The sequence below is a fragment of the Roseospira marina genome (genome assembly GCF_014197855.1).
Lineage (GTDB): Bacteria > Pseudomonadota > Alphaproteobacteria > Rhodospirillales > Rhodospirillaceae > Rhodospira > Rhodospira marina.
Genome location: NZ_JACIGJ010000005.1, coordinates 57,209 through 75,293 on the forward strand (window position 1 = coordinate 57,209; position 18,085 = coordinate 75,293).

Sequence of the window (18,085 nt, forward strand, 5' to 3'; positions counted from 1 at the left end):
CAGCGGCGCTTATTCTGCTTTGTAGGCCTCAAGGACCTCGGCGCCCAGGTCGCCGGCGCGGTCCTTCCACTCGGCCGCCATGGTGGCGCCCAGATCGCGGAACTCCGCCTTCAGCGTGGGGGAGGGCGGGGCGACGGTCATGCCATTGGCCGCCAACTGCTCCTTGTACCAGTCCGCCAAGCGCTGCGCCTCGGCCCAGCCGGCGTCTTCGGCCTTGGTGGCCTCTTCCAGCACGATGGCCTGGGTGGCCTCGTCCAGACCGTCCCAGGCGGCCTGATTGACGATGACCATGTTCTTGGGCAGCCACGCCTGGACGTCGTACCAGTAGTCGACGAACTCCCAGATCTTGCGATCATAGCCGGTGGAGCCGGAGGAGATCATGCTTTCCGCGACGCCGGTCGCAAAGGCCTGGGACAGCTCGGCCGTTTCGATGCTGGTCGGGATGGCGCCCATCAGTTCGGCCAGTTGCGAGGTCGCCGGGTTGTAGGCGCGGAACTTCAGCCCTTTCATGTCGGCGATGCTTTCGATCGGCCTGGTCGAATACAGGCCCTGCGGCGGCCACGGCACGGCATACAGCAGCTTCAGACCCTTCTCCGCCAGCACCTGCTCGGTCGCCGCCTTCGAGGCGTCGTAGAGCGCGCGGGCCTCCTCGAAGCTGGTCGCCAGGAACGGCACGGCGTCGATTTCGAAGATCGGGTCCTCGTTGCCCAGCGCCGACATCAGCCGCTCGCCGATGGGGGCGATTCCGCGCCGCACCGCCCCGAAGATCTCCCCACCCGGCACCAGCGCGCCGCCCGGGTGCGTTTTGATCTCCAGCGCGCCGCCGGTTCGCTCGGTGACAGCGGCGGCGAAGGCTGCGTTGTTCTCCGAGTGGTAGTTGGAGGCCGCGTAGGCCATCGGCATGTCCCAGGTTTCCGCCCGGGCGCTCGTGGCTCCCAGGCCGAGGCCCAGGAGCAGCGCAAGTGCGGCGCTCAGCGAGGCAGTGCGGATCAGGCCACAGCGGCGGGGAAACGGATGCGGCATGGTCGTGAAACTCCCGTTTTTTGAGCCCGGTGCGTGCCGCACGGGCCGTAGGCGGCCGGCCGGATGACCGAGCGAGTCGTCGCCTGTGAAGTGTTAGCGACCAACGGCGGTGCGGTCAAAGCCCACGGCGCCAGGGCGTGGCCGCTGGCGTGCGCCGCGCCGTGTGACCCTTGCGTCGCCCGACTCCGCGCCCGCACTGTAAAGACGCGCCAATCCTCTGCGTCCCCCTTGTTCCGGATAGAGCCATGATCGATCCCTTCGAGCGGTGTGCCCCCGAACCATGTCTTGCCGAGACGCATCCGCTGTCCAACGCGCCGGTTCCCGAGGCGATGGGCCCCGTCGGCGTCATCATGCTGAACACGCGCTTTCCCCGCCTGCCCGGGGACATCGGGCATCCCGACACCTTCGAAGGGCGCGTGCTCTACCGCCGCGTGGATCGGGCGCGGGTCGGTGCGGTGGTTCGGTCGGAGGCGGTCGAGGAACCGCTGGTCCGCGACCTGATCGACGCCGCCCGTGCGCTGGAGGCGGAGGGGGCGCGGGTGATCGCGACCAGTTGCGGGTTCCTCGGGGCGTTGCAGGAGCGCCTGCGCGCCGCCGTGTCGGTTCCGGTGCTGTCGAGCGCCCTGGTGCTGGTTCCCCTGCTGCGGGCGGCGTACGGCCCGCGCGGGAGCCTCGGCGTGCTGACGTTCGACGCGCGGGCGCTGAAGCCTGCCCATTTCGGCGCGATGTGGGATCCGGATCTTCTGGTCGAGGGCCTGGAGAGTTCGCGGACGTTCTATCCAGCGATTGCGGAGGACCAGCCCACGCTGGACGCGGCCCTGGCCGAGGGCGATGCCGCGATGGCGGCGCAACGCCTGCGGGGCCGGGCGGGCGGCCGACTCGGCGCTGTCATCCTCGAATGCACCAATTTGGGGCCGTACAGCCGTCGCATCCGCATGGAGGCCGACGCGCCGGTGTTCGATCTGGCCATGGCCGTACGGTGGATGACGACCGGCCTGCTGTCGTCCCGTTCGGCGTCGGGGTGACCCTGCGATCCCCGTGGTTCTGTGGTCGGACAACACGTGCACTGCGTGTCGATAACGGCTGGACTCGGGCGGCCCGGACACCGTACACGCTCCCCGCATGACATCTCCGTGAAACGCGGACCCAGGAAACGCAGGGAGAGGGGTGTGATGGAGCGTATCACGGCGACAGGCGGTGAATGGGTGGTGGGCTGCCTGAATCGCCTTGGTGTCCGCCGAGTGTACGGCGTGCCCGGTGAGAGCTTCCTGCCGGTGCTGGACGCGCTGCACGACTCCGCCATCCGGTTTGTCGGCTGCCGCCACGAGAGCGGCGCCACCATGGCGGCAGAGGCCGAGGCCAAGCTCACCGGGCGTCCCGGCGTCGCCTTTGTTACGCGCGGCCCCGGGGCCACCAACGCGATGGCGGGCCTGCATGTGGCGCAGCAGGACTCGACGCCCCTGGTCCTGTTCGTCGGGCAGATCGCGCGCGGGACGCGGCATCGCGAGGCGTTTCAGGAAGTCGACGTCGCCCGCCTGTTCGGGGACGTGGCCAAATGGGCGGCGGACATCACCCGGGCGGACCGGGTGCCGGAGATGATCTCGCGGGCCTTTCACGTCGCGACCGGCGGGCGCCCGGGCCCCGTGGTTCTCGGGTTGCCCGAGGATATGCTGCGTGACGACGCCACCAACATCACCCTGCCGAAAGGGTTCGCGCCGACGGAGCTGCACCCCGGGCATCAGGATATGATTCGGCTGGCGGCACTGGTGGACGGGGCCGAGCGGCCGCTCGCCATCGTGGGCGGTTCGTGTTGGGACGAGACGGCGGTGACGGCCTTTACCCGCTTCGCCGAGGTGCGCGGCCTGCCGGTGGCCTGCGCGTTCCGGCGTCAGATGCTGTTCGATCACGCGCATCCGTACTACGCTGGGGATCTGGGGCTGGGGGCCAATCCCGCGCTGCTGAAGCGGGTGCGGGACGCCGATGTCATCCTCGCCGTGGGTAGCCGGCTTGGCGATGTGCCGACCCAGGGCTACACGCTGCTGGACATTCCCCGGCCGCGCCAGACGCTGATTCACGTGCATGCGGATCCGGAGGAACTGGGGCGCGTCTACCGGTCGTCCTTGGGTATCGCGGCGACACCCCGGGCGTTTTGCGCCGCGTTGGGTGCTCTGCCGCCGCCGCTGCGCCGCCGAGACGACGGCGTGGTTCGCGCCGCGCATCACGCCTACCGCATGTGGTCGACGCCGCCCGAGACCGGCCCCGGCGCGGTCCACATGGGGCCGATCATGACGCACCTTCAGGAGGTGCTGCCGGACACCACGATCATCACAAACGGGGCCGGCAATTTCGCCACATGGGTGCATCGCTTCCACCGCTTCCGCCGTTATGGAACCCAGGCGGCGCCCACGTCCGGATCGATGGGCTACGCGATGCCGGCGGCGGTCGGCGCGCAACTGGCCTGTCCGGACCGGCCCGTGGTCTGCGTCACGGGCGACGGCGATATTCAGATGACCCTGCCGGAGCTGGGCACGATGGCCCAGAATCGGTTGCCGATCCTGATCCTGGTGGTGAACAACGGCATGTACGGCACCATCCGGATGCATCAGGAGCGGGCGTACCCCGGGCGCATCTCGGCGACCGATCTCACGAACCCGGATTTCGCCATGCTGGCGCGCTCCTACGGGGCGTTCGGCGAGACGGTGACGGAGACGGCGGCGTTCGCGCCGGCGTTCGCCCGGGCCTGCGATCATGTCGAACAGCAGAAGGGACCGGCGCTGCTCGACATCCACCTGGACCCCGAGGCCATCACCCCGACCCGGACCCTGAGCCAGATCCGCGCGGGTGGCTGATCGTTGCGCGGGGTGAAGGTGCTGCTGGGCAACGCAAAAGCCGTACGGTAGACTGCCTGGAGGCGGCACGCGCAACCGAAGAGTAACGGATATGACCTCGCCCGATACGGAGGCCGAGATGAGGCCCTCGCCTGCCGTGTCGGTAGCCGAGGCAGGCCGTGATACCGGGTGGCGTCCTGGCCTTGTGCGGGCACTGTCCCTGCGCCTGTTCCTGGCGTTTGCGGCGGCGTTCGTCGGTCTGTACGCCTATTGGGGCTTTGATCTGTACCGCACGATGGCGCGCGAGGTTGAGTTGCGCGCCGAAATCCTGATGGAAGAACGGCGCACGTACATTCGTGCGCTCGTCGAGACCGCTGTGAACGGCGCTCAACATCAGCGGCAGACCGTGGAGGCGCGGGCCCGCCGGGTCATTCGCGAACGCGGGGAGCAGGGCGTCAGTATTGTCCGCGCCCTGTGGGAGAGCCGGCCTCCCGGCGCGGACGAGGAGGCCATGCGGGGCATCATCCGCGAGGCCTTGCGGTCCATTCGGTTCGATCAGGGGCGCGGCTACTACTTCATCTTCGATGTCGACACCGGGGCCACCATCCTGCATAGCACGATGCCGGAGCTGGAGGGCACGGACCTCCGCGACGCGGTCGATCCGGAGGGGCGCCCCATCGTCCGGGCCATGATCAAGATGCTGCGAACCGAGGGGGAGGGGTTCTATCCCTACCTCTGGCAGCATCCGAACAAGCCCGGCACAGAGCACGCGAAAGTGTCCTACGTCTGCCGCTTCGCGCCGCTGAACTGGGGAATCGCCACCGGGGACTACATCAAGGATATGACGAGTCAGGTCCAGGCCGAGACCTTGGCCCAACTCGAGGCCATGCACTTCGGTGACGACGGCTACATCTTCGCCGGAACCTGGACCGGCCGCAGTCTGCTCGGGCCGGGCAAGGGCACGAACGCCTGGGACCTCATCGACCGGGGTGGTGTCAGGGTGGTGCAGGAACTGGTGGCCGCCGCGAAGGGCGGCGGCGGCTACGTGCGGTACGTGCGGCCTCAACTGGACCCGGAGTACCCGGTTTCGGAACGGCTGAGCTACGTTCTGCCCGTGCCCGAATGGGGGTGGTACATCGGGGCGGGCGTGGCGATCGATGACATCAACGCCAACATTGCTCGAATGCGCGATGAGATCCGCGCGGATGCCTTGCGCAGTCTGGCAATCGGGAGCGCTCTGGTCGTCATTCTGGCCGCCGCCAGCTATGCCATCGCCGTGCACAGCGCCCGGCGAATCGGGCACGACATCGGGACCCTGAAGGCGTTCCTGGCCGGGGACGGCCGGCAAGCCACCGATCTGGATCCCACCACGATGCGCCACGCGGAAGCCTACCAGCTCGCCGTTGCGGTCCGGGGCATGGTGGCCCGGCGCGACGCGGCCGAGGCGGCGCTGGAAGAGCAAACGCGCAAACTGGAGAAATCAAACGCTGAGCTGGAGCGATTCGCCTACGTCGCGTCCCACGATCTGCGGGAACCGCTGCGCATTGTGTCGAGTTACGCGGGCTTGCTGCGACGGCGCTACCGCGGGCAACTCGACAGCGATGCCGATACCTTTATCGATTTCGTGACCGATGGGGCGCGGCGCCTGCATGACATGATCGGCGACCTGCTCGAATACTCTCGGATCAAGCGGGCGGATTCCCCGTTCGAAGTGGTCGATCTCAATACCGTGCTCGCGCGGGTGCTAAGCAACCTGAATGCCAGTATCCGGGAGGCTGACGTGATCGTCGACGTTGCCCCGAACCTCCCGATCGTGATGGGCCGGCCGGCGCTGTTGGTCAGTCTGTTCCAGAACCTTGTGGAAAACGCGATCAAGTACCGGCATCCGGAGCGACCGGCCTCGGTTAAGGTTCACGGGACGGTGTCGGGCGATGAGGCCACCATCGCCATCGCCGACAATGGCTTGGGCATTGACCCGGCGTTCCACGGTCGAATTTTCCAGATTTTTCAGCGCCTTCATCCGGCGCACACCTACCCCGGCACCGGCGTCGGCCTGAGCATCTGCCAGGGCATCTGTGAAAGCCACGGCGGGCGGATCTGGCTGGAGTCCAAGGTCGGGGTCGGCACGACCTTCTTCGCGACCCTGACCGTGGCGCGCGGCGGCAGTCCACCCGCACCGCTTCCTCCGGACTCCGCGTAATACACCGGACCCCTTTCGGTCGAAATCACGACCGGCCGCCGATCACGACCGGCCGACGATAAGGGGCCCCGTCAGGCCAACGGGGAACGGGGGGGGAGGGCCGGATCGGTCATGGCCTCAGGCGAACCCGAGGTCCTCCAGGCCCACCCCGGTGAGGGTCACGATGTTGTCCGCGTCGAACCGGAACTCCACGCCGTCGTAGGTCGCGATCACCTGATAGAAGGCCTGCGTTGCCGGCTCCCCGGTAATCGACAGCGTATCGTGAATCGGGTCGAACGTATCGACCTGGAGTAGCCCGCCGGCGTAGACGATGTCTTGTCCGCCAGCGCCCCCGACATCCGGCGTATCGCCGATCGGCGCGCCGTGCGTCGGGCGGGCGGCGGACTGGTAGATCAGAAGAAGCGCGTCCGTGGGTTCGATGGTATCCAGGGGGCCGGCACCGAACTCACAGGCTGGGGTGTCGTGCGTCCCGCCCCCGTCTGTCTCACTGGTCGCGTCGTTCAGCGCCAGTTGGTTTTCGGAGTCGGTCGGCGATTCGATCCACACGGTGATGCTGAAGGCTTCGGATCCGGCGGTGTTCCCCGCGTTGGCCACTGCGGTTGATCCGCCACCACCGTCGTCGCCCGCGCCGCTGCCGTCGCTCGGTGCCGTGGTGGCGGCGGAGGCCACGGTGGTGGCGCGGCCGGCGTTGCCCTGCGTTGACGTCCCGGATCCGGCGTCGCCGTCGTGGGCGCCATCCGCCGACGCTGCGTCCGAGGACGACCCGTCGCCGGTCGGATGCGGAGCCGAGGGCTCAGCGTTCCGGTCCCGGGATTCCGCCTTGAGCGCGACCAGAAACAGATCGGCGTCCACCAAAGTGTCGGGGGCTCCCGGATCGCCGTCGGGATGGCCGTGGTGAGCGGCCGGCCCGTCGCCGACCGACCGGGCTGTCTGCACCGAGGCGGCCTCTCCGCCATCGGCGCGTGGCCCGGCGGACAGAGAGTCGAACGGACGCGGACTGTGGGTCGGGTCGTCGCGCCCCTGCGCGTGCGAGTCGTCAGCACTGCCGGTTTGGTTCGCGGACTCGTCCCCCGATCCGTTCCCGGTGAGAGCGTGAGACAGCGTGGCCAGCATCGTCGTCCCGGAGCCATCCGCCCCCGAACTGATGGGCGTGGCGGCGGCCACGACGATCGCCACGGCGGATGCCATGCCGGTGCTGTGCAGCATGAAGCCGCCTGTGCCGGCGTTCCCGCCCGCGGCGGACTCGGACACCGCCAAGGATGTCAGGGTATCGGTAAGCTGGGCCCGGGCGTTTGGGGCCGACGACCGGGCATCCAGAGCGCCTTTCGTCGTCGGTCCGGTGGTGCTGCTGGATGTTCCCGAATCTCCGCTCTTTCGGCCATGCATGAGTGCGGTCGCGACGAACGCCGCCAGAACAATGCTCGGGTGCGTGAACAGCGTCGTGACATTGCTGCCCGATCCACTTTCGGCGTTGGTGTCCCGCGGGGTTAGCCGCTCGCCGAGGCCCATGCCCGTGGGAGCCGCCTCGTCGCGCCGGTATGCACGGCTGGACGGCCGCTCGGATGGGGCTTGGGGCTGCCCGAAGGCCAGCGGTTGGCTTGCCATGATCTTGTCGACGACATCGCGGAAATCCCGGCCATCCAGGACCACGCCCGCGTTCGCGCCGGCCGCGACGAATCGCCCGTCGATGCGGGCCAGATGCGCGATGACATCGCCTGTGTTTGGGTTTGCGAAAACGAACCAGGGATCGCCTTCATCCGTCATGCCTGAATCGGTCTCGACCGTCAGGCCCGCACGGGCCAAAAGGTTCACGACCCGGGACAGTTCCGCCAACTCCTGGTTGGTCCAGGGGCCGTTCGGCGTGCGCGCCGTTCGGCTGCGCAGGAACTCCGGCATCGATACGAGCGAAGCGACCATGAGGTCACAATCCCTTTCCGATATGGCCCATTCCGATATGGCCCATTCCGATATGGACCCTTACCGGTTCCCTCCACAGGGCCGGATCGACCCACATCCGAACCGGCGCGAAGACCCCACGGGGCCCCAATGGGCCACCGTCGCTTTGGATTGGGTCCATGCAGCCCGATCCTGATCCATAGGTCAACGCGCTCTGTCGGCGTGCGATCAGTCGGCCCGGTTCCCTGGGCGCCCGCGCCCCGTGGCCGCACGTTTGCGGTGTCTACGGAGGTGTCCGCAAGCACTTGCCTCCGTGTTAAAAAACCGGTTGACGGTACCCCAATCGCTCGCGCGTGCCAAGAAATGGTGCTCCCGTGAGTCCGTGGGGTGCCTTTCGGTGTGTCACGCTGGCCACACATCCTCACCGGTTCGGCCCGTCGCCCGGGGGGCTGTCCTTGGGCGGCGCGATGCGACCCCGGCCTTGCGCCGACCCGGCACCGCGCGCGAAGCGTGACAGAACGGAATCCCGTGGCCCCATCATTTCGATCTGCCCCTCCCGCAGCACCAGCACGGAGTCCAGGGCTGTGAGCAGGGTTGGCTTCTGCGTGATCATGACGACCGTGCGTCCGTCCTCCCGCATGGTCTGAAGTGCCTTGGTAAGGGCCTGCTCGCCTTCCGTATCCTGGAACGCATTCGGTTCGTCGAGAACGATCAGCCGGGGATCGCCGTACAGGGCGCGGGCGAGCGCCACGCGCTGGCGTAGGCCAGCGGGCAGCACGTGCCCGTTCTCGCCAATATCGGTGTCGTACCCGTTCGGCAGGCGCAGCAGAACCTCATGGACGTGGGCGCGGCGGGCCGCCTCGATTACGCCCTCTGGATCCACGGGCCCCATGCGCGCGATGGTCTCTGCGACTGTGCCGTTGGTCAGGGCGATATCCTGGCTGAGGTAGCCGACGTGATGGCCGAGCTGGTCAGCGTTCCAGTTGGCCAGGTCGTTGCCGTCGAGTCGAACCGTGCCCTGCGCGGGCGACCAAAGCCCGACCAGGGTCCGGGCCAGCGCCGTCTTGCCGGCGCCGCTTGGGCCGATGATGCCAAGCGAGCCACCGGCTGCAAGCTCCAGCGACACGCCTTTCAAGACCACGTGACGCGCACCGGGCGGCGCCACCATGACCTGCTGGACCGCGACTGCGCCGGTCGGCGGCGGCAGGGTCATACGCTCCGCCGGCGGTTTCGCCTGCTCGAACAGAGCGCGCAACCGGTCCCGAGCGCCGCGTGTGTGGACGAACGCCGGCCAGCCCGCCACCAGCGCCGTGAGGACGCCGAACGCGCGATCCGCGAGAAGGCCGACGGTGATGACCCCGGCCGCCGTCAGGTCGCTTTCGATGAAAAGCCACGCCGCCATCCCCAGAACGCCCATGGTTCCGAGGTGGCGCAGCAGCGTGGCGGTAATGTCCAGCAGCGCAAGGCGGTGGTGGATGGTGAGCAGCTCGCGCTGCGCGGTGTCGTAGGTCGTGCGCCACCGCCGGATGATCATCGGCGTCATGCCCATGGCGGCCAGGGTCGGGGCGTGCCGCAGGCGCTCCTCCAACTCGGTGTCGGCGAGGATGGCATGCGTCTGAGCGTCCCGGGCCCGGCGAATGGTCAGCGGGCGGGCCAGCACCGCAACGGCCACCAGAAGGAGGGTGACGATCGCGGCGACGAGGAGCACGGCGGGATGGAACAGCAGCACCAGGATCAGGAAGAGCACCAGCCAGGGCAGTTCGGTGACCGCGCGCTGCGCCGGGCCGCACAGGGCGTCCCGGAGTGTCGCGACATCCGCCAGCGTCTGGCGCAGTCCTGGGCGGGGGCCATGCCGGTTCGCGTCGAACAGGATTTCGGCAATCGGTCCCGTCAGCCGGTGTTCCAGGACGGCCCCGGCGCGCCGAAGGACCACGCGCCGGACAAGATCGAGCAGCGCCAACACCACCATTGCCCCGGCGGTGATGAGCATCAGCATGGTGAGCGTCGGGATCGACCGGCTGGTCAGCACCCGTTCGAAGATCTGAAACACGTAGATCGGTAGGACCATCATCAGGACGGTCGTGAACAGGCTGAAGGCGCCCGCCATCAGCACCTGCATACGAGCCGCCCCCAGCGCCGAGGTTAGTTCGTCGATGCGGGACGGCGCCCGCCCGCCGGATGATTTCGCCGGTCTGCTCGCCTCAGCCAAGGCCCGTCCTCACATGTGTTCGCCGGACATCGGGTCGCCGTCGCTCGGCGGGTCCGGCCGAAAGGGGCTGTCCGGCGCCATCGGGCGTCCGGCGCGGTATCTCACGCGCCATCGGTCGCCATCTGGCGCAAATAGCGCCCATAATCGGTCTTTTCCAGAGCGTGCCCCAGGCGGTCCAACTGCTCCGCGTCGATGAACCCCATCCGGAACGCAACCTCTTCCGGCGCGGCGATCTTCAGGCCCTGCCGCCGGTCGATCGTGCGCACATAGTTGCCGGCGTCGAGCAGGCTTTCATGGGTGCCGGTGTCGAACCACGCATACCCCCGCCCCATGCGTTCGACCGCAAGCGAGCCGTCGTTCAGATAGAACGCGTTGACGTCGGTGATTTCCAGTTCTCCGCGTGGGCTCGGCCGGATGTTTTCGGCCACCTCCACGACGCGGTCGTCATAGAAGTACAGGCCCGTGACCGCCCAGTTGGAGCGCGCCTGCGGCGGCTTTTCCTCGATCGACGTGGCCCGGCCGTCGGCGTCGAAGGCGACGACCCCGTACCGCTGCGGATCCGGGACGTGATAGGCGAACACCGTGGCCCCCCGCTCGCGGCTCACGGCGGCGCGCAGCTGGTCGGTCAGGCCGTGGCCGTAGAAGATGTTGTCCCCGAGGATCAGGGCGCAGGGGCTGCCGTTCAGGAACTCCCGCCCGATCAGGAATGCTTGGGCGAGCCCCTCGGGGCGTGGCTGTTGGGCGTATTGGATCGAAATGCCCCAGTCCGCGCCGTCGCCCAACAGGGTCTCGAACATCGGGGCGTCATGCGGCGTGGTAATCACGAGGATCTCACGGATTCCGGCCAGCATCAGAACCGACAGCGGGTAGTAGATCATCGGCTTGTCGTACACCGGCAGAAGTTGCTTCGACACCGCCCGGGTCAGGGGGTGGAGGCGGGTGCCGGAGCCGCCGGCCAGGATGATGCCCTTCATGACGCTCCTCGAACAACAACACGATCACGCCCGTGGCGGGGCTCGCCGACGGCGTTCGGATGGCGGAGACAACGGAGCCCCCGGCGCGCGGCACTGTTTCCGATCCCGCGTCGGAACGCAAGTCCCGGGCCGGTGTCGCTGCGTGGGTGCCGCCTCGGCGCAAAGGCGCGGCGAGCGGTGTCGGCGCGACGGCGCCCTGGGCCAGGCCCTTGTCCCGGCATCGGCTCCCGGGTCATGATGGTGTGGGCTGATCGTCTCCGTTTCGGGCTGGACGCATGGTCATCCTGGGACCCACGAACGGAAGGCCGCTATGGCGGGAGACATCGAAACCGTCAGTGTCCACGACTGGCTCGCGCTGATGAAAGCGGTCGCCAAGGGGCCACCGGAGGCCCAGGCGGCCCTGGCCCGCGTAATGCTTCGGCACGGTGTGGATCCGGCGGGGCTTGCGCGGCGGGCCGCCGTGGCGTCAACGCCCGTTCGATCGGCGTTCGGCCGCCGGGCCCTGGGGGATGTGGGCGCGGCGGCGCCGCCGCCGGTGGCGCCGACGGTGCCAACCGATGGGGTTGAGGTCGTAACCCGTGCTCCGGAGTCGCGGTCATCGGCCTCGGACGCCCTTCGGGACGCTCTGCCCGATCATCCGGCGGATCCCCCCACAGGCTCCCCCTCCGATGCCCATGAGACCGCTGCGTCGCGGGGCGACGGGCCGGCCGCCGGCGCCGCGCCGCAGGATGACGGTGCCGGCGACGAGCCAGAGCGCCTCGGACCTGTGCGGGGCGAGGAGCTCGATTTCGATGCCTTGACCCGTGACGACGACGATGCCCGCTGGGAACTGGTTGGCCCCATGGTCGATCTGGTGGCGGCGGCGCGCATGGCGGGCCTCGACGCCAACGCGGTTCGCCTCACCCTGGATGACGTCGATCCCGAGGCGACGATTGTGCACCCGTCGCCGTTCTGTCCCGATCCGGTGGTCTTTCTGGGGGTGCTGGCCGTCTTGGCGCGAACGACGCCGCACGTGCGCCTATATCGTGTGCGGCGCCGCGGTGATGGGCCGGCCTCGATCCTGGTCCGGGTGTTTCCGCATCCCGAGGAGGAAACCCTGGCTCTTCTCGATGCCTTTCACCCGGATGTGGCCGACCGGGTGCGGGACGCGAGCCTCATGGTGGCCGATGCGCTGGCCCACCTGGACGGGCAGACGCGCGCCCACGACCGGGCCGGTCTGAATGCGGATGGGCCGAACGGGGACGCCGCAGCATGGCCCGAGGCCGGCCCGATGGGGCCGGCGGGCCACGACGATGACATGCTGGATTTCGGGCCGGGTGGCGGTCCGTCGAGGGCGCGTCCTTAAACCCGAACGGCGATGGACCGGACTCGTCCGGTCCATCGCTGACGCGATCTCTTCCAGATCCCCCGGGAGGGTGCCCTAAGAGGTGGTGACAAAGCTCTCCAGCCAGCGGATGTCGTAGTCGCCCGTGATGAAGGCCTCCGCCTCCATCAGCCGCTGGTGCAGGGGAATCGTGGTCTCGACACCCTCGATCACGTATTCGCCCAGGGCTCGGCGCAGGCGCATCAGGCATTCGTTCCGGTTCGCGCCATGCACCACCAGCTTGGCGATCATGCTGTCGTAGTGCGGCGGCACCTTCAGGCCGGTGTACAGGCCCGATTCGACGCGGATGCCCATGCCGCCGGGCGCGTGATAGCGGCCGATGGTGCCCGGCGACGGCGCGAAGGTGACCGGGTTTTCCGCGTTGATGCGGCACTCGATGGCGTGGCCGTGGAAGCGGATGTCTTCCTGCGTGTAGCCCAGGGTCTCGCCCTGCGCGACGCGGATCTGTTCCTTCACCAGGTCCAGCGTGGTGATCATCTCGGTGACGGGATGTTCGACCTGCAGGCGGGTGTTCATCTCCATGAAGTAGAACTGGCCGTCCTCGTAGAGGAACTCCATGGTGCCCGCGTTGTGGTAGCCCAGCGTCGCCGCCGCCCGGCAGGCGATGCCGCCGATCCGGGCGCGTTCCTCGGCGCTCAGGACCGGGGAAGGCGCTTCCTCCAGCACCTTCTGATGCTTGCGCTGAAGTGAGCAATCGCGCTCGCCCAGGTGCACCACGGTGCCGTGGGTGTCGGCCAGAACCTGAACCTCGATATGGCGCGGCCGGGCCAGGTACTTCTCCATGTACACTTCGCCGTTGCCGAACGCCGCCGTCGCTTCGGCGCGCGCGGTCTGCCACGCCTCGACCACCGTATCGGCCGACTCGGCCACCTTCATGCCGCGTCCGCCACCGCCGGCGGCGGCCTTGATGAGCACGGGATAGCCGATCTCCGCCCCCAGCGCGCGGGCCTCTTCGGCCGTGGCGACCCCGCCCGGAGACCCGGGCACGCAGGGCAGCCCCGCCTCGGTCGCGGCCTTCTTGGCGGCGATCTTGTCGCCCATCATGCGGATCAGGCGCGCGGGCGGACCGATGAAGGCGATGTTGTGGTCGTGCACCATCTCGGCGAAGTCGGCGTTCTCGGACAGGAAGCCATAGCCGGGGTGCACTGCGTCGCTGCCGGTGATGGTCGCAGCGGCGAGGATGGCGGCCTTGTTCAGGTAGCTGTCGCGGGCGGACGCCGGTCCGATACAGACCGATTCGTCGGCCAGCCGGACGTGCATGGCTTCGGCGTCGGCCGTGGAATGGACCGCGACCGTGCGGATGCCCATTTCCCGGCAGGCGCGCAGGATGCGCAGGGCGATTTCGCCGCGGTTGGCGATCAGCACCTTCTCGAAGGTGATGGGGGCGCGCTCGGGCGCCGGGATCGAGGACATCGGCACCCCTTATTCAATAATCACCAGGGGCTCGCCATACTCGACCGGCATGGAGTCGCTGGCCAGGATGGCGGCGACCCGGCCGGCACGCGGCGCGCGCAGCGGGTTGAAGGTCTTCATCGCCTCGATGAGCAGGAGTGTCGCGCCTTCGTCGACGGTGTCGCCGATCTTGACGAAGTTGGGCGCGCCCGGTTCCGGCGCCAGATAGACGACGCCGACCATCGGTGAGGTCACGGCGCCCGGGTGCGCCTCGCCGCTGGCGGCCGGCGAAGCGCCCGTGTCGGCGGCGGGGGCGGCCGGTGCCGCGGGGGCGGTGGCGGTGACCGTTACGGTGCGGGCCACGCGGATGCGCAGCTCTCCGGTGTCGTACTCGATCTCGGACAGTCCGGTGTCGCCGAGGAGTTCGGCGAGGGCGCGAACCGCGTCGGTATCGATGGGGGTGGTGGCCATGGTGGTGTCTTTGGTCTCGGGTCAGGAGGATCGGTTCGGTGCCATCGGGGGAGGCACCGGCTCAGGTCGGAACGGGCGATACGATAGGACCGACACCGCTCTGCTCGTCGGCGATCATGCGGGCCAGGGCGTCGAGGGCCAGGAGGTAGCCCTGGCTGCCGAGTCCGATGATGCTTCCGCGTGCCACCGGGGCGATGAACGAATGGTGGCGATAGCTCTCGCGGGCGTGAATGTTCGAGAGGTGGACCTCAATGGTCGGCAGGCCCACGGCCCGCAGCGCGTCGGGAATCGCGATCGAGGTGTGCGTATACGCAGCGGCGTTCAGGATGATGCCGCGCACATCCGCGTGGGTCTGCTGGATCCAATCGACCAGCTCGCCCTCGTGGTTGCTCTGCCGAAAGTCGACGCGCAGACGCAGGCGGTCACCGTGCGCGCGGCACGCCATGGCGATGTCGTCCAGGGTCTCGCGACCATAGACGGTCGGCTCACGCCGGCCCAACAGGTTGAGGTTGGGGCCGTTGAGGATCAGGACGGTGGTGGGCACCGGGCGGTATTCCCTCCGAGGATCGCAAAAACGTGACAGGGCCGTGACCGAATCGTGCGCCTGTCCTATATCACCCGGGTGTTCGGGGCAATCATCCGTTGGGCGCACCCGGACGGGAACCCGATACAACCGCCCCTCGCCGAAGGGGGCGCTACGCATAAAGGAGGGTTTCGTCATGGACGCGCGCACCCGAACCGAGATCGAGGCCGCCGCTTTCCGCAGTCTGGTCGCGCACCTGCAGTGGCGCACCGATGTACAGAACATCGACCTCATGACGTTGTCCGGGTTCTGCCGCAACTGCTTGTGGAAGTGGCTCAAGGCCGCTGCCGAAAAGCAGGGCGCCGATCTGGACGCGGCGGAGGCGCAGCGCTGGGTCTACGGCATGGACTACGCGGATTGGAAAGCGGCGCATCAGGGCGAGGCGACGGCGGCGCAGAAGCAGGCCTACGCCGAGACCAAGGCGCTGCATTCGGCCATCAGCAAGGGATAAGCGGCGGGGGCTGGCCGGCGCTAAAGAGCCGCCACCCGCAGCCGGCGCACCGACAGGATGTCGCGAGGCGGCGCCGGCTCCGTCGGCGGGTCCGACAAGAAAAAGTCCTCGTAGCCGCCGGCGGTGATCCGCACCACCTGATCCTGCCCGGCCGTGCGTCGAAAGATCGCGCGCGGGGACAGCGGGCTGGGCGAGTCGCCCACGGAAAACGGCGCGTCGGCCATATCGCGCGTGCGCACCCGAAACATCAGCCGACCATTGACCAGGAAGTCCACGCCGGTGGCGTCGTCGTCGCCGGCCACATGAGAGCGGCGGAGTTCGTAATGGATCTCACGGTCCTTTGGCAGGACGAACCGGGCATCGCGTTTGCGTCCGTCGACCGTCCAGGGCGGGTCCTGCGGAGTCCAGACCGTGCCCGCCGCGTTCAGGCCCCAACTTCGCGCGCCGATGTTGAGCCGGTGGGCGCCGAACGTGCCGCCGCCGATCCGGGAGGCGCGCCCGCCCCCGACCTCGAAGTCCAATTCGAGCGCATAGCCGGGCTCGCCGGTCGTCCGCGCCCGGTCGGTGCTGGGGCTGAGCCAGTCCGTGCTGAAGGTCCACAGAGCGAAGGCGGCCCAGGTCGGAAGGTCGTGGCAGCGGGCCCACCAGGAGAGGGTGGTGTTCGGTGGCACCACCCACATTGGGTTCGGCAGCGGCTGAATGGCCTGGTAGTGAGAGCCGGCCTTGGCGTCGGTGCGCCCCCCCAGGCCGCGATGATCGATGAAGCCGCGCAGCACCAGCCCGCGTTCCGGGTCCACGCGAACGAGGGTCTGGCCCGTCGGCACCCCGCCGTCGAACGGTTTCAACAGGATATGCCCATCGCCGTCGAGCACGACCTTACGGCCGGCGATCCGGCCGATCCGGGCGGTGCGGAAGTCGATGTCGAGCGGCAGGCCGGGCGGCGGTCCAGCCGGCACCGTCGCTCCAGCGCGCTGAATGCCGAACGGCACCGCGCCGGCGTAGGTGGCACCCAGGGCCGGGATGAGCCGCAAAACCTGACGTCGCGTGCCTCGCATCGCGTCCTCTCAAGCCCAGGGCGTGCCGAAGTGCGGCGCCGGATCCATACCGGAACCACGGGGGCCGGATCCCTCGGTGTGGGATCCATCGGAGCCGGATTGAGCGGAACGAATATCTAGCACGAGTTCGGGGTCGTCGATACCGACCGTGTCCGCGCGTGCGGCTTGATTGCGCTGCACACATTGCCTAGGCTGGCGCCTCCGGCCTGGGCGACGGTGTGTGGGTCGGTCCGGGACCGGTCGGTCGTGCACGGGATGCGGCGGATCCGCCGAGCCGGGCCGGTGCTGGTCGTTGTGTGGCCGTCGGGGGAACCGATCATCCGCGCGCGACCCGGGCTCCGGACCGCGACCGGGATCCACCCGGACGGGAGACACCCGACCGGGATCCACCCGGAAAGGGGCGCCCATGCGGGTCCTGATATACAGCCATGACAGCTTTGGTCTGGGTCATTTGCGCCGCTGTCGGCGGATCGCGCACGCCCTGGTCGGCGCGGACAAGAACCTGACCGCCCTCATCATTTCCGGGTCACCAATCATCGGCAGCTTCGATTTCCGCGCCCGCGTGGACTTCGTGCGGGTGCCGGGGGTGGTGAAGCTGCGCAACGGCAATTACACCCCCCTCAATCTACTGATTGACATCGAGGAAACGCTGGATCTGCGGGCCTCCATCATTCAGCACACCGCGCTGGCGTTCGCGCCGGACCTGTTCCTGGTGGACAAGGAGCCGCTCGGTCTGGGCGGTGAGGTTGAGCCGGCGCTGCGCCGCCTCAAGCAGCGCGGAACCCGGTTGGTGTTGGGGCTGCGCGAGGTCATGGACAGCCCCGACCGTTTGCAGGCGGAGTGGGCGCGCAAGCACGTGATGCCCGCCCTGCGCGAGCTGTACGACGAGATTTGGGTGTACGGTCCCGAGGGCTTTCACGATCCGCTGGAGGGTCTCGCGATGCCGGCGGCCGTGCGCGACAAGCTGGTGTTCACGGGATTCCAGCGCACCACCGCGCCCGCCGAGCGTGCCGGACCGACCGAACCGCCGACCCGCGAGCCTTATGTGCTGGTCACGGCAGGCGGGGGCGGCGACGGCGCCGATCTGATCGACTGGGTGCTCTCGGCCTATGAGTCGGACCCCGCGATTCCACTGGCGCCGGTGTTCCTGTTCGGGCCGTTCATGGACGCGGATCGCCGGGAAAGCTTCAGCGACCGGGTGCGGGCGCTGGGGCGGGGCGCGGCGCTTGAGTTCGAGGCTGCGCCGGAGTACCTGATGACGGGCGCCCAGGCCATCGTGTGCATGGGGGGCTACAACACGTTCTGCGAGATGCTGTCGTTCGACAAGCCGGCCCTGATGGTGCCGCGCACGGAGCCGCGGGAGGAACAGCTGGTGCGGGCGCGTCGCGCCGCCGCGCTGGGGCTCGTCGATATGCGGGTGTACGAGGAAGACGCAAGCCCGGCCACCATGGTCCAGGCCCTGCGGGGGTTGGCGTGGCGCCGTCCGCCGTCGGAGGTGCTGCCGGCCGGCTGGATGGACGGGCTCGACGTCATCGCCCGGCGGGTCAGCGGGGAACGTGCCGTCGCGCCCGACGCGCCGACGACGCTGGCCGCGCAGGTGGGCGGGGGCTGAGAGACCG

14 protein-coding genes are annotated in these 18,085 nt (G+C 68.6%); 6 read left to right on the plus strand and 8 right to left on the minus strand.

Translation table 11 applies throughout. From position 1 onward, the window contains the following. Positions 1-9 precede the first annotated feature (9 nt). Positions 10-1,023: a TRAP transporter substrate-binding protein gene (locus tag GGD82_RS08310; protein ID WP_150061382.1), complete on the minus strand. Its 1,014-nt coding sequence runs from the start codon at positions 1,021-1,023 to the stop codon at positions 10-12. A 245-nt stretch (positions 1,024-1,268) separates the two neighbouring features. On the opposite strand from GGD82_RS08310, the gene GGD82_RS08315 reads away from it, so the two are divergent. The 3 genes from GGD82_RS08315 to GGD82_RS08325 all read left to right on the plus strand — a co-directional run bounded on the left by GGD82_RS08315 (position 1,269) and on the right by GGD82_RS08325 (position 6,051). After that, positions 1,269-2,048 carry an aspartate/glutamate racemase family protein gene (locus GGD82_RS08315; protein WP_150061381.1) on the plus strand — a complete coding sequence of 260 codons (780 nt, stop codon included), beginning with the start codon at positions 1,269-1,271 and terminating at the stop codon, positions 2,046-2,048. A 147-nt stretch (positions 2,049-2,195) separates the two neighbouring features. Then, complete coding sequence (locus tag GGD82_RS08320) at positions 2,196-3,872, plus strand: thiamine pyrophosphate-binding protein (RefSeq protein ID WP_150061380.1); 1,677 nt, start codon at positions 2,196-2,198, stop codon at positions 3,870-3,872. Positions 3,873-3,963: 91 nt separating this feature from the next. Further along, positions 3,964-6,051 (plus strand): cache domain-containing protein, encoded by a 2,088-nt coding sequence (locus GGD82_RS08325; RefSeq protein WP_150061379.1) that lies wholly within the window; start codon positions 3,964-3,966, stop codon positions 6,049-6,051. Positions 6,052-6,168: 117 nt separating this feature from the next. Here the strand turns inward: GGD82_RS08325 and GGD82_RS08330 are convergent, their stop codons facing one another. The 3 genes from GGD82_RS08330 to rfbA all read right to left on the minus strand — a co-directional run bounded on the left by GGD82_RS08330 (position 6,169) and on the right by rfbA (position 11,130). After that, a complete protein-coding gene (locus GGD82_RS08330) occupies positions 6,169-7,968 on the minus strand; it encodes a hypothetical protein (protein WP_150061378.1) in 1,800 nt (599 codons plus the stop codon). Positions 7,969-8,368: 400 nt separating this feature from the next. After that, positions 8,369-10,156 (minus strand): type I secretion system permease/ATPase, encoded by a 1,788-nt coding sequence (locus GGD82_RS08335; protein WP_150061377.1) that lies wholly within the window; start codon positions 10,154-10,156, stop codon positions 8,369-8,371. Between the two features lie 101 nt (positions 10,157-10,257). Next, on the minus strand, positions 10,258-11,130 hold the full coding sequence (rfbA, locus tag GGD82_RS08340) for a glucose-1-phosphate thymidylyltransferase RfbA (protein WP_150061376.1): 873 nt from the start codon (positions 11,128-11,130) through the stop codon (positions 10,258-10,260). Positions 11,131-11,440: 310 nt separating this feature from the next. Here rfbA and GGD82_RS08345 point away from each other — a divergent pair, with 310 nt between their 5' ends. Continuing rightward, positions 11,441-12,475, plus strand: coding sequence for a hypothetical protein (locus GGD82_RS08345; RefSeq protein ID WP_150061375.1), 1,035 nt, complete (start codon positions 11,441-11,443; stop codon positions 12,473-12,475). A gap of 75 nt (positions 12,476-12,550) precedes the next feature. Here GGD82_RS08345 and accC read toward each other — a convergent pair whose 3' ends face one another. The 3 genes from accC to aroQ all read right to left on the minus strand — a co-directional run bounded on the left by accC (position 12,551) and on the right by aroQ (position 14,921). Further along, complete coding sequence (gene accC / locus GGD82_RS08350; protein WP_150061374.1) at positions 12,551-13,927, minus strand: acetyl-CoA carboxylase biotin carboxylase subunit; 1,377 nt, start codon at positions 13,925-13,927, stop codon at positions 12,551-12,553. Positions 13,928-13,936: 9 nt separating this feature from the next. Continuing rightward, the gene (locus GGD82_RS08355; protein WP_150061373.1) at positions 13,937-14,377 is read right to left on the minus strand and encodes an acetyl-CoA carboxylase biotin carboxyl carrier protein; all 441 of its coding nucleotides are present in this window, start codon (positions 14,375-14,377) and stop codon (positions 13,937-13,939) included. A gap of 61 nt (positions 14,378-14,438) precedes the next feature. After that, complete coding sequence (gene aroQ, locus GGD82_RS08360; RefSeq protein ID WP_150061372.1) at positions 14,439-14,921, minus strand: type II 3-dehydroquinate dehydratase; 483 nt, start codon at positions 14,919-14,921, stop codon at positions 14,439-14,441. Between the two features lie 175 nt (positions 14,922-15,096). On the opposite strand from aroQ, the gene GGD82_RS08365 reads away from it, so the two are divergent. Continuing rightward, a complete protein-coding gene (locus GGD82_RS08365; RefSeq protein WP_150061371.1) occupies positions 15,097-15,411 on the plus strand; it encodes a DUF1244 domain-containing protein in 315 nt (104 codons plus the stop codon). A 20-nt stretch (positions 15,412-15,431) separates the two neighbouring features. On the opposite strand, the gene GGD82_RS08370 is transcribed toward GGD82_RS08365, so the two are convergent. Beyond that, a complete protein-coding gene (locus GGD82_RS08370; RefSeq protein ID WP_150061370.1) occupies positions 15,432-16,466 on the minus strand; it encodes a hypothetical protein in 1,035 nt (344 codons plus the stop codon). A gap of 406 nt (positions 16,467-16,872) precedes the next feature. Here GGD82_RS08370 and GGD82_RS08375 point away from each other — a divergent pair, with 406 nt between their 5' ends. Continuing rightward, positions 16,873-18,078 (plus strand): glycosyltransferase family protein, encoded by a 1,206-nt coding sequence (locus tag GGD82_RS08375; RefSeq protein ID WP_150061369.1) that lies wholly within the window; start codon positions 16,873-16,875, stop codon positions 18,076-18,078. The last annotated feature ends 7 nt before the right edge of the window (positions 18,079-18,085 follow it).

Bases quoted from the DNA above. Each gene is read 5' to 3' on its own strand.
- GGD82_RS08310 (WP_150061382.1), bottom strand. From the start codon at position 1,023: ATGCCGCATCCGTTTCCCCGCCGCTGTGGCCTGATCCGCACTGCCTCG.
- GGD82_RS08315 (WP_150061381.1), top strand. From the start codon at position 1,269: ATGATCGATCCCTTCGAGCGGTGTGCCCCCGAACCATGTCTTGCCGAG.
- GGD82_RS08320 (WP_150061380.1), top strand. From the start codon at position 2,196: ATGGAGCGTATCACGGCGACAGGCGGTGAATGGGTGGTGGGCTGCCTG.
- GGD82_RS08325 (WP_150061379.1), top strand. From the start codon at position 3,964: ATGACCTCGCCCGATACGGAGGCCGAGATGAGGCCCTCGCCTGCCGTG.
- GGD82_RS08330 (WP_150061378.1), bottom strand. From the start codon at position 7,968: ATGGTCGCTTCGCTCGTATCGATGCCGGAGTTCCTGCGCAGCCGAACG.
- rfbA (WP_150061376.1), bottom strand. From the start codon at position 11,130: ATGAAGGGCATCATCCTGGCCGGCGGCTCCGGCACCCGCCTCCACCCC.
- GGD82_RS08345 (WP_150061375.1), top strand. From the start codon at position 11,441: ATGGCGGGAGACATCGAAACCGTCAGTGTCCACGACTGGCTCGCGCTG.
- accC (WP_150061374.1), bottom strand. From the start codon at position 13,927: ATGTCCTCGATCCCGGCGCCCGAGCGCGCCCCCATCACCTTCGAGAAG.
- GGD82_RS08355 (WP_150061373.1), bottom strand. From the start codon at position 14,377: ATGGCCACCACCCCCATCGATACCGACGCGGTTCGCGCCCTCGCCGAA.
- GGD82_RS08365 (WP_150061371.1), top strand. From the start codon at position 15,097: ATGGACGCGCGCACCCGAACCGAGATCGAGGCCGCCGCTTTCCGCAGT.
- GGD82_RS08370 (WP_150061370.1), bottom strand. From the start codon at position 16,466: ATGCGAGGCACGCGACGTCAGGTTTTGCGGCTCATCCCGGCCCTGGGT.
- GGD82_RS08375 (WP_150061369.1), top strand. From the start codon at position 16,873: ATGCGGGTCCTGATATACAGCCATGACAGCTTTGGTCTGGGTCATTTG.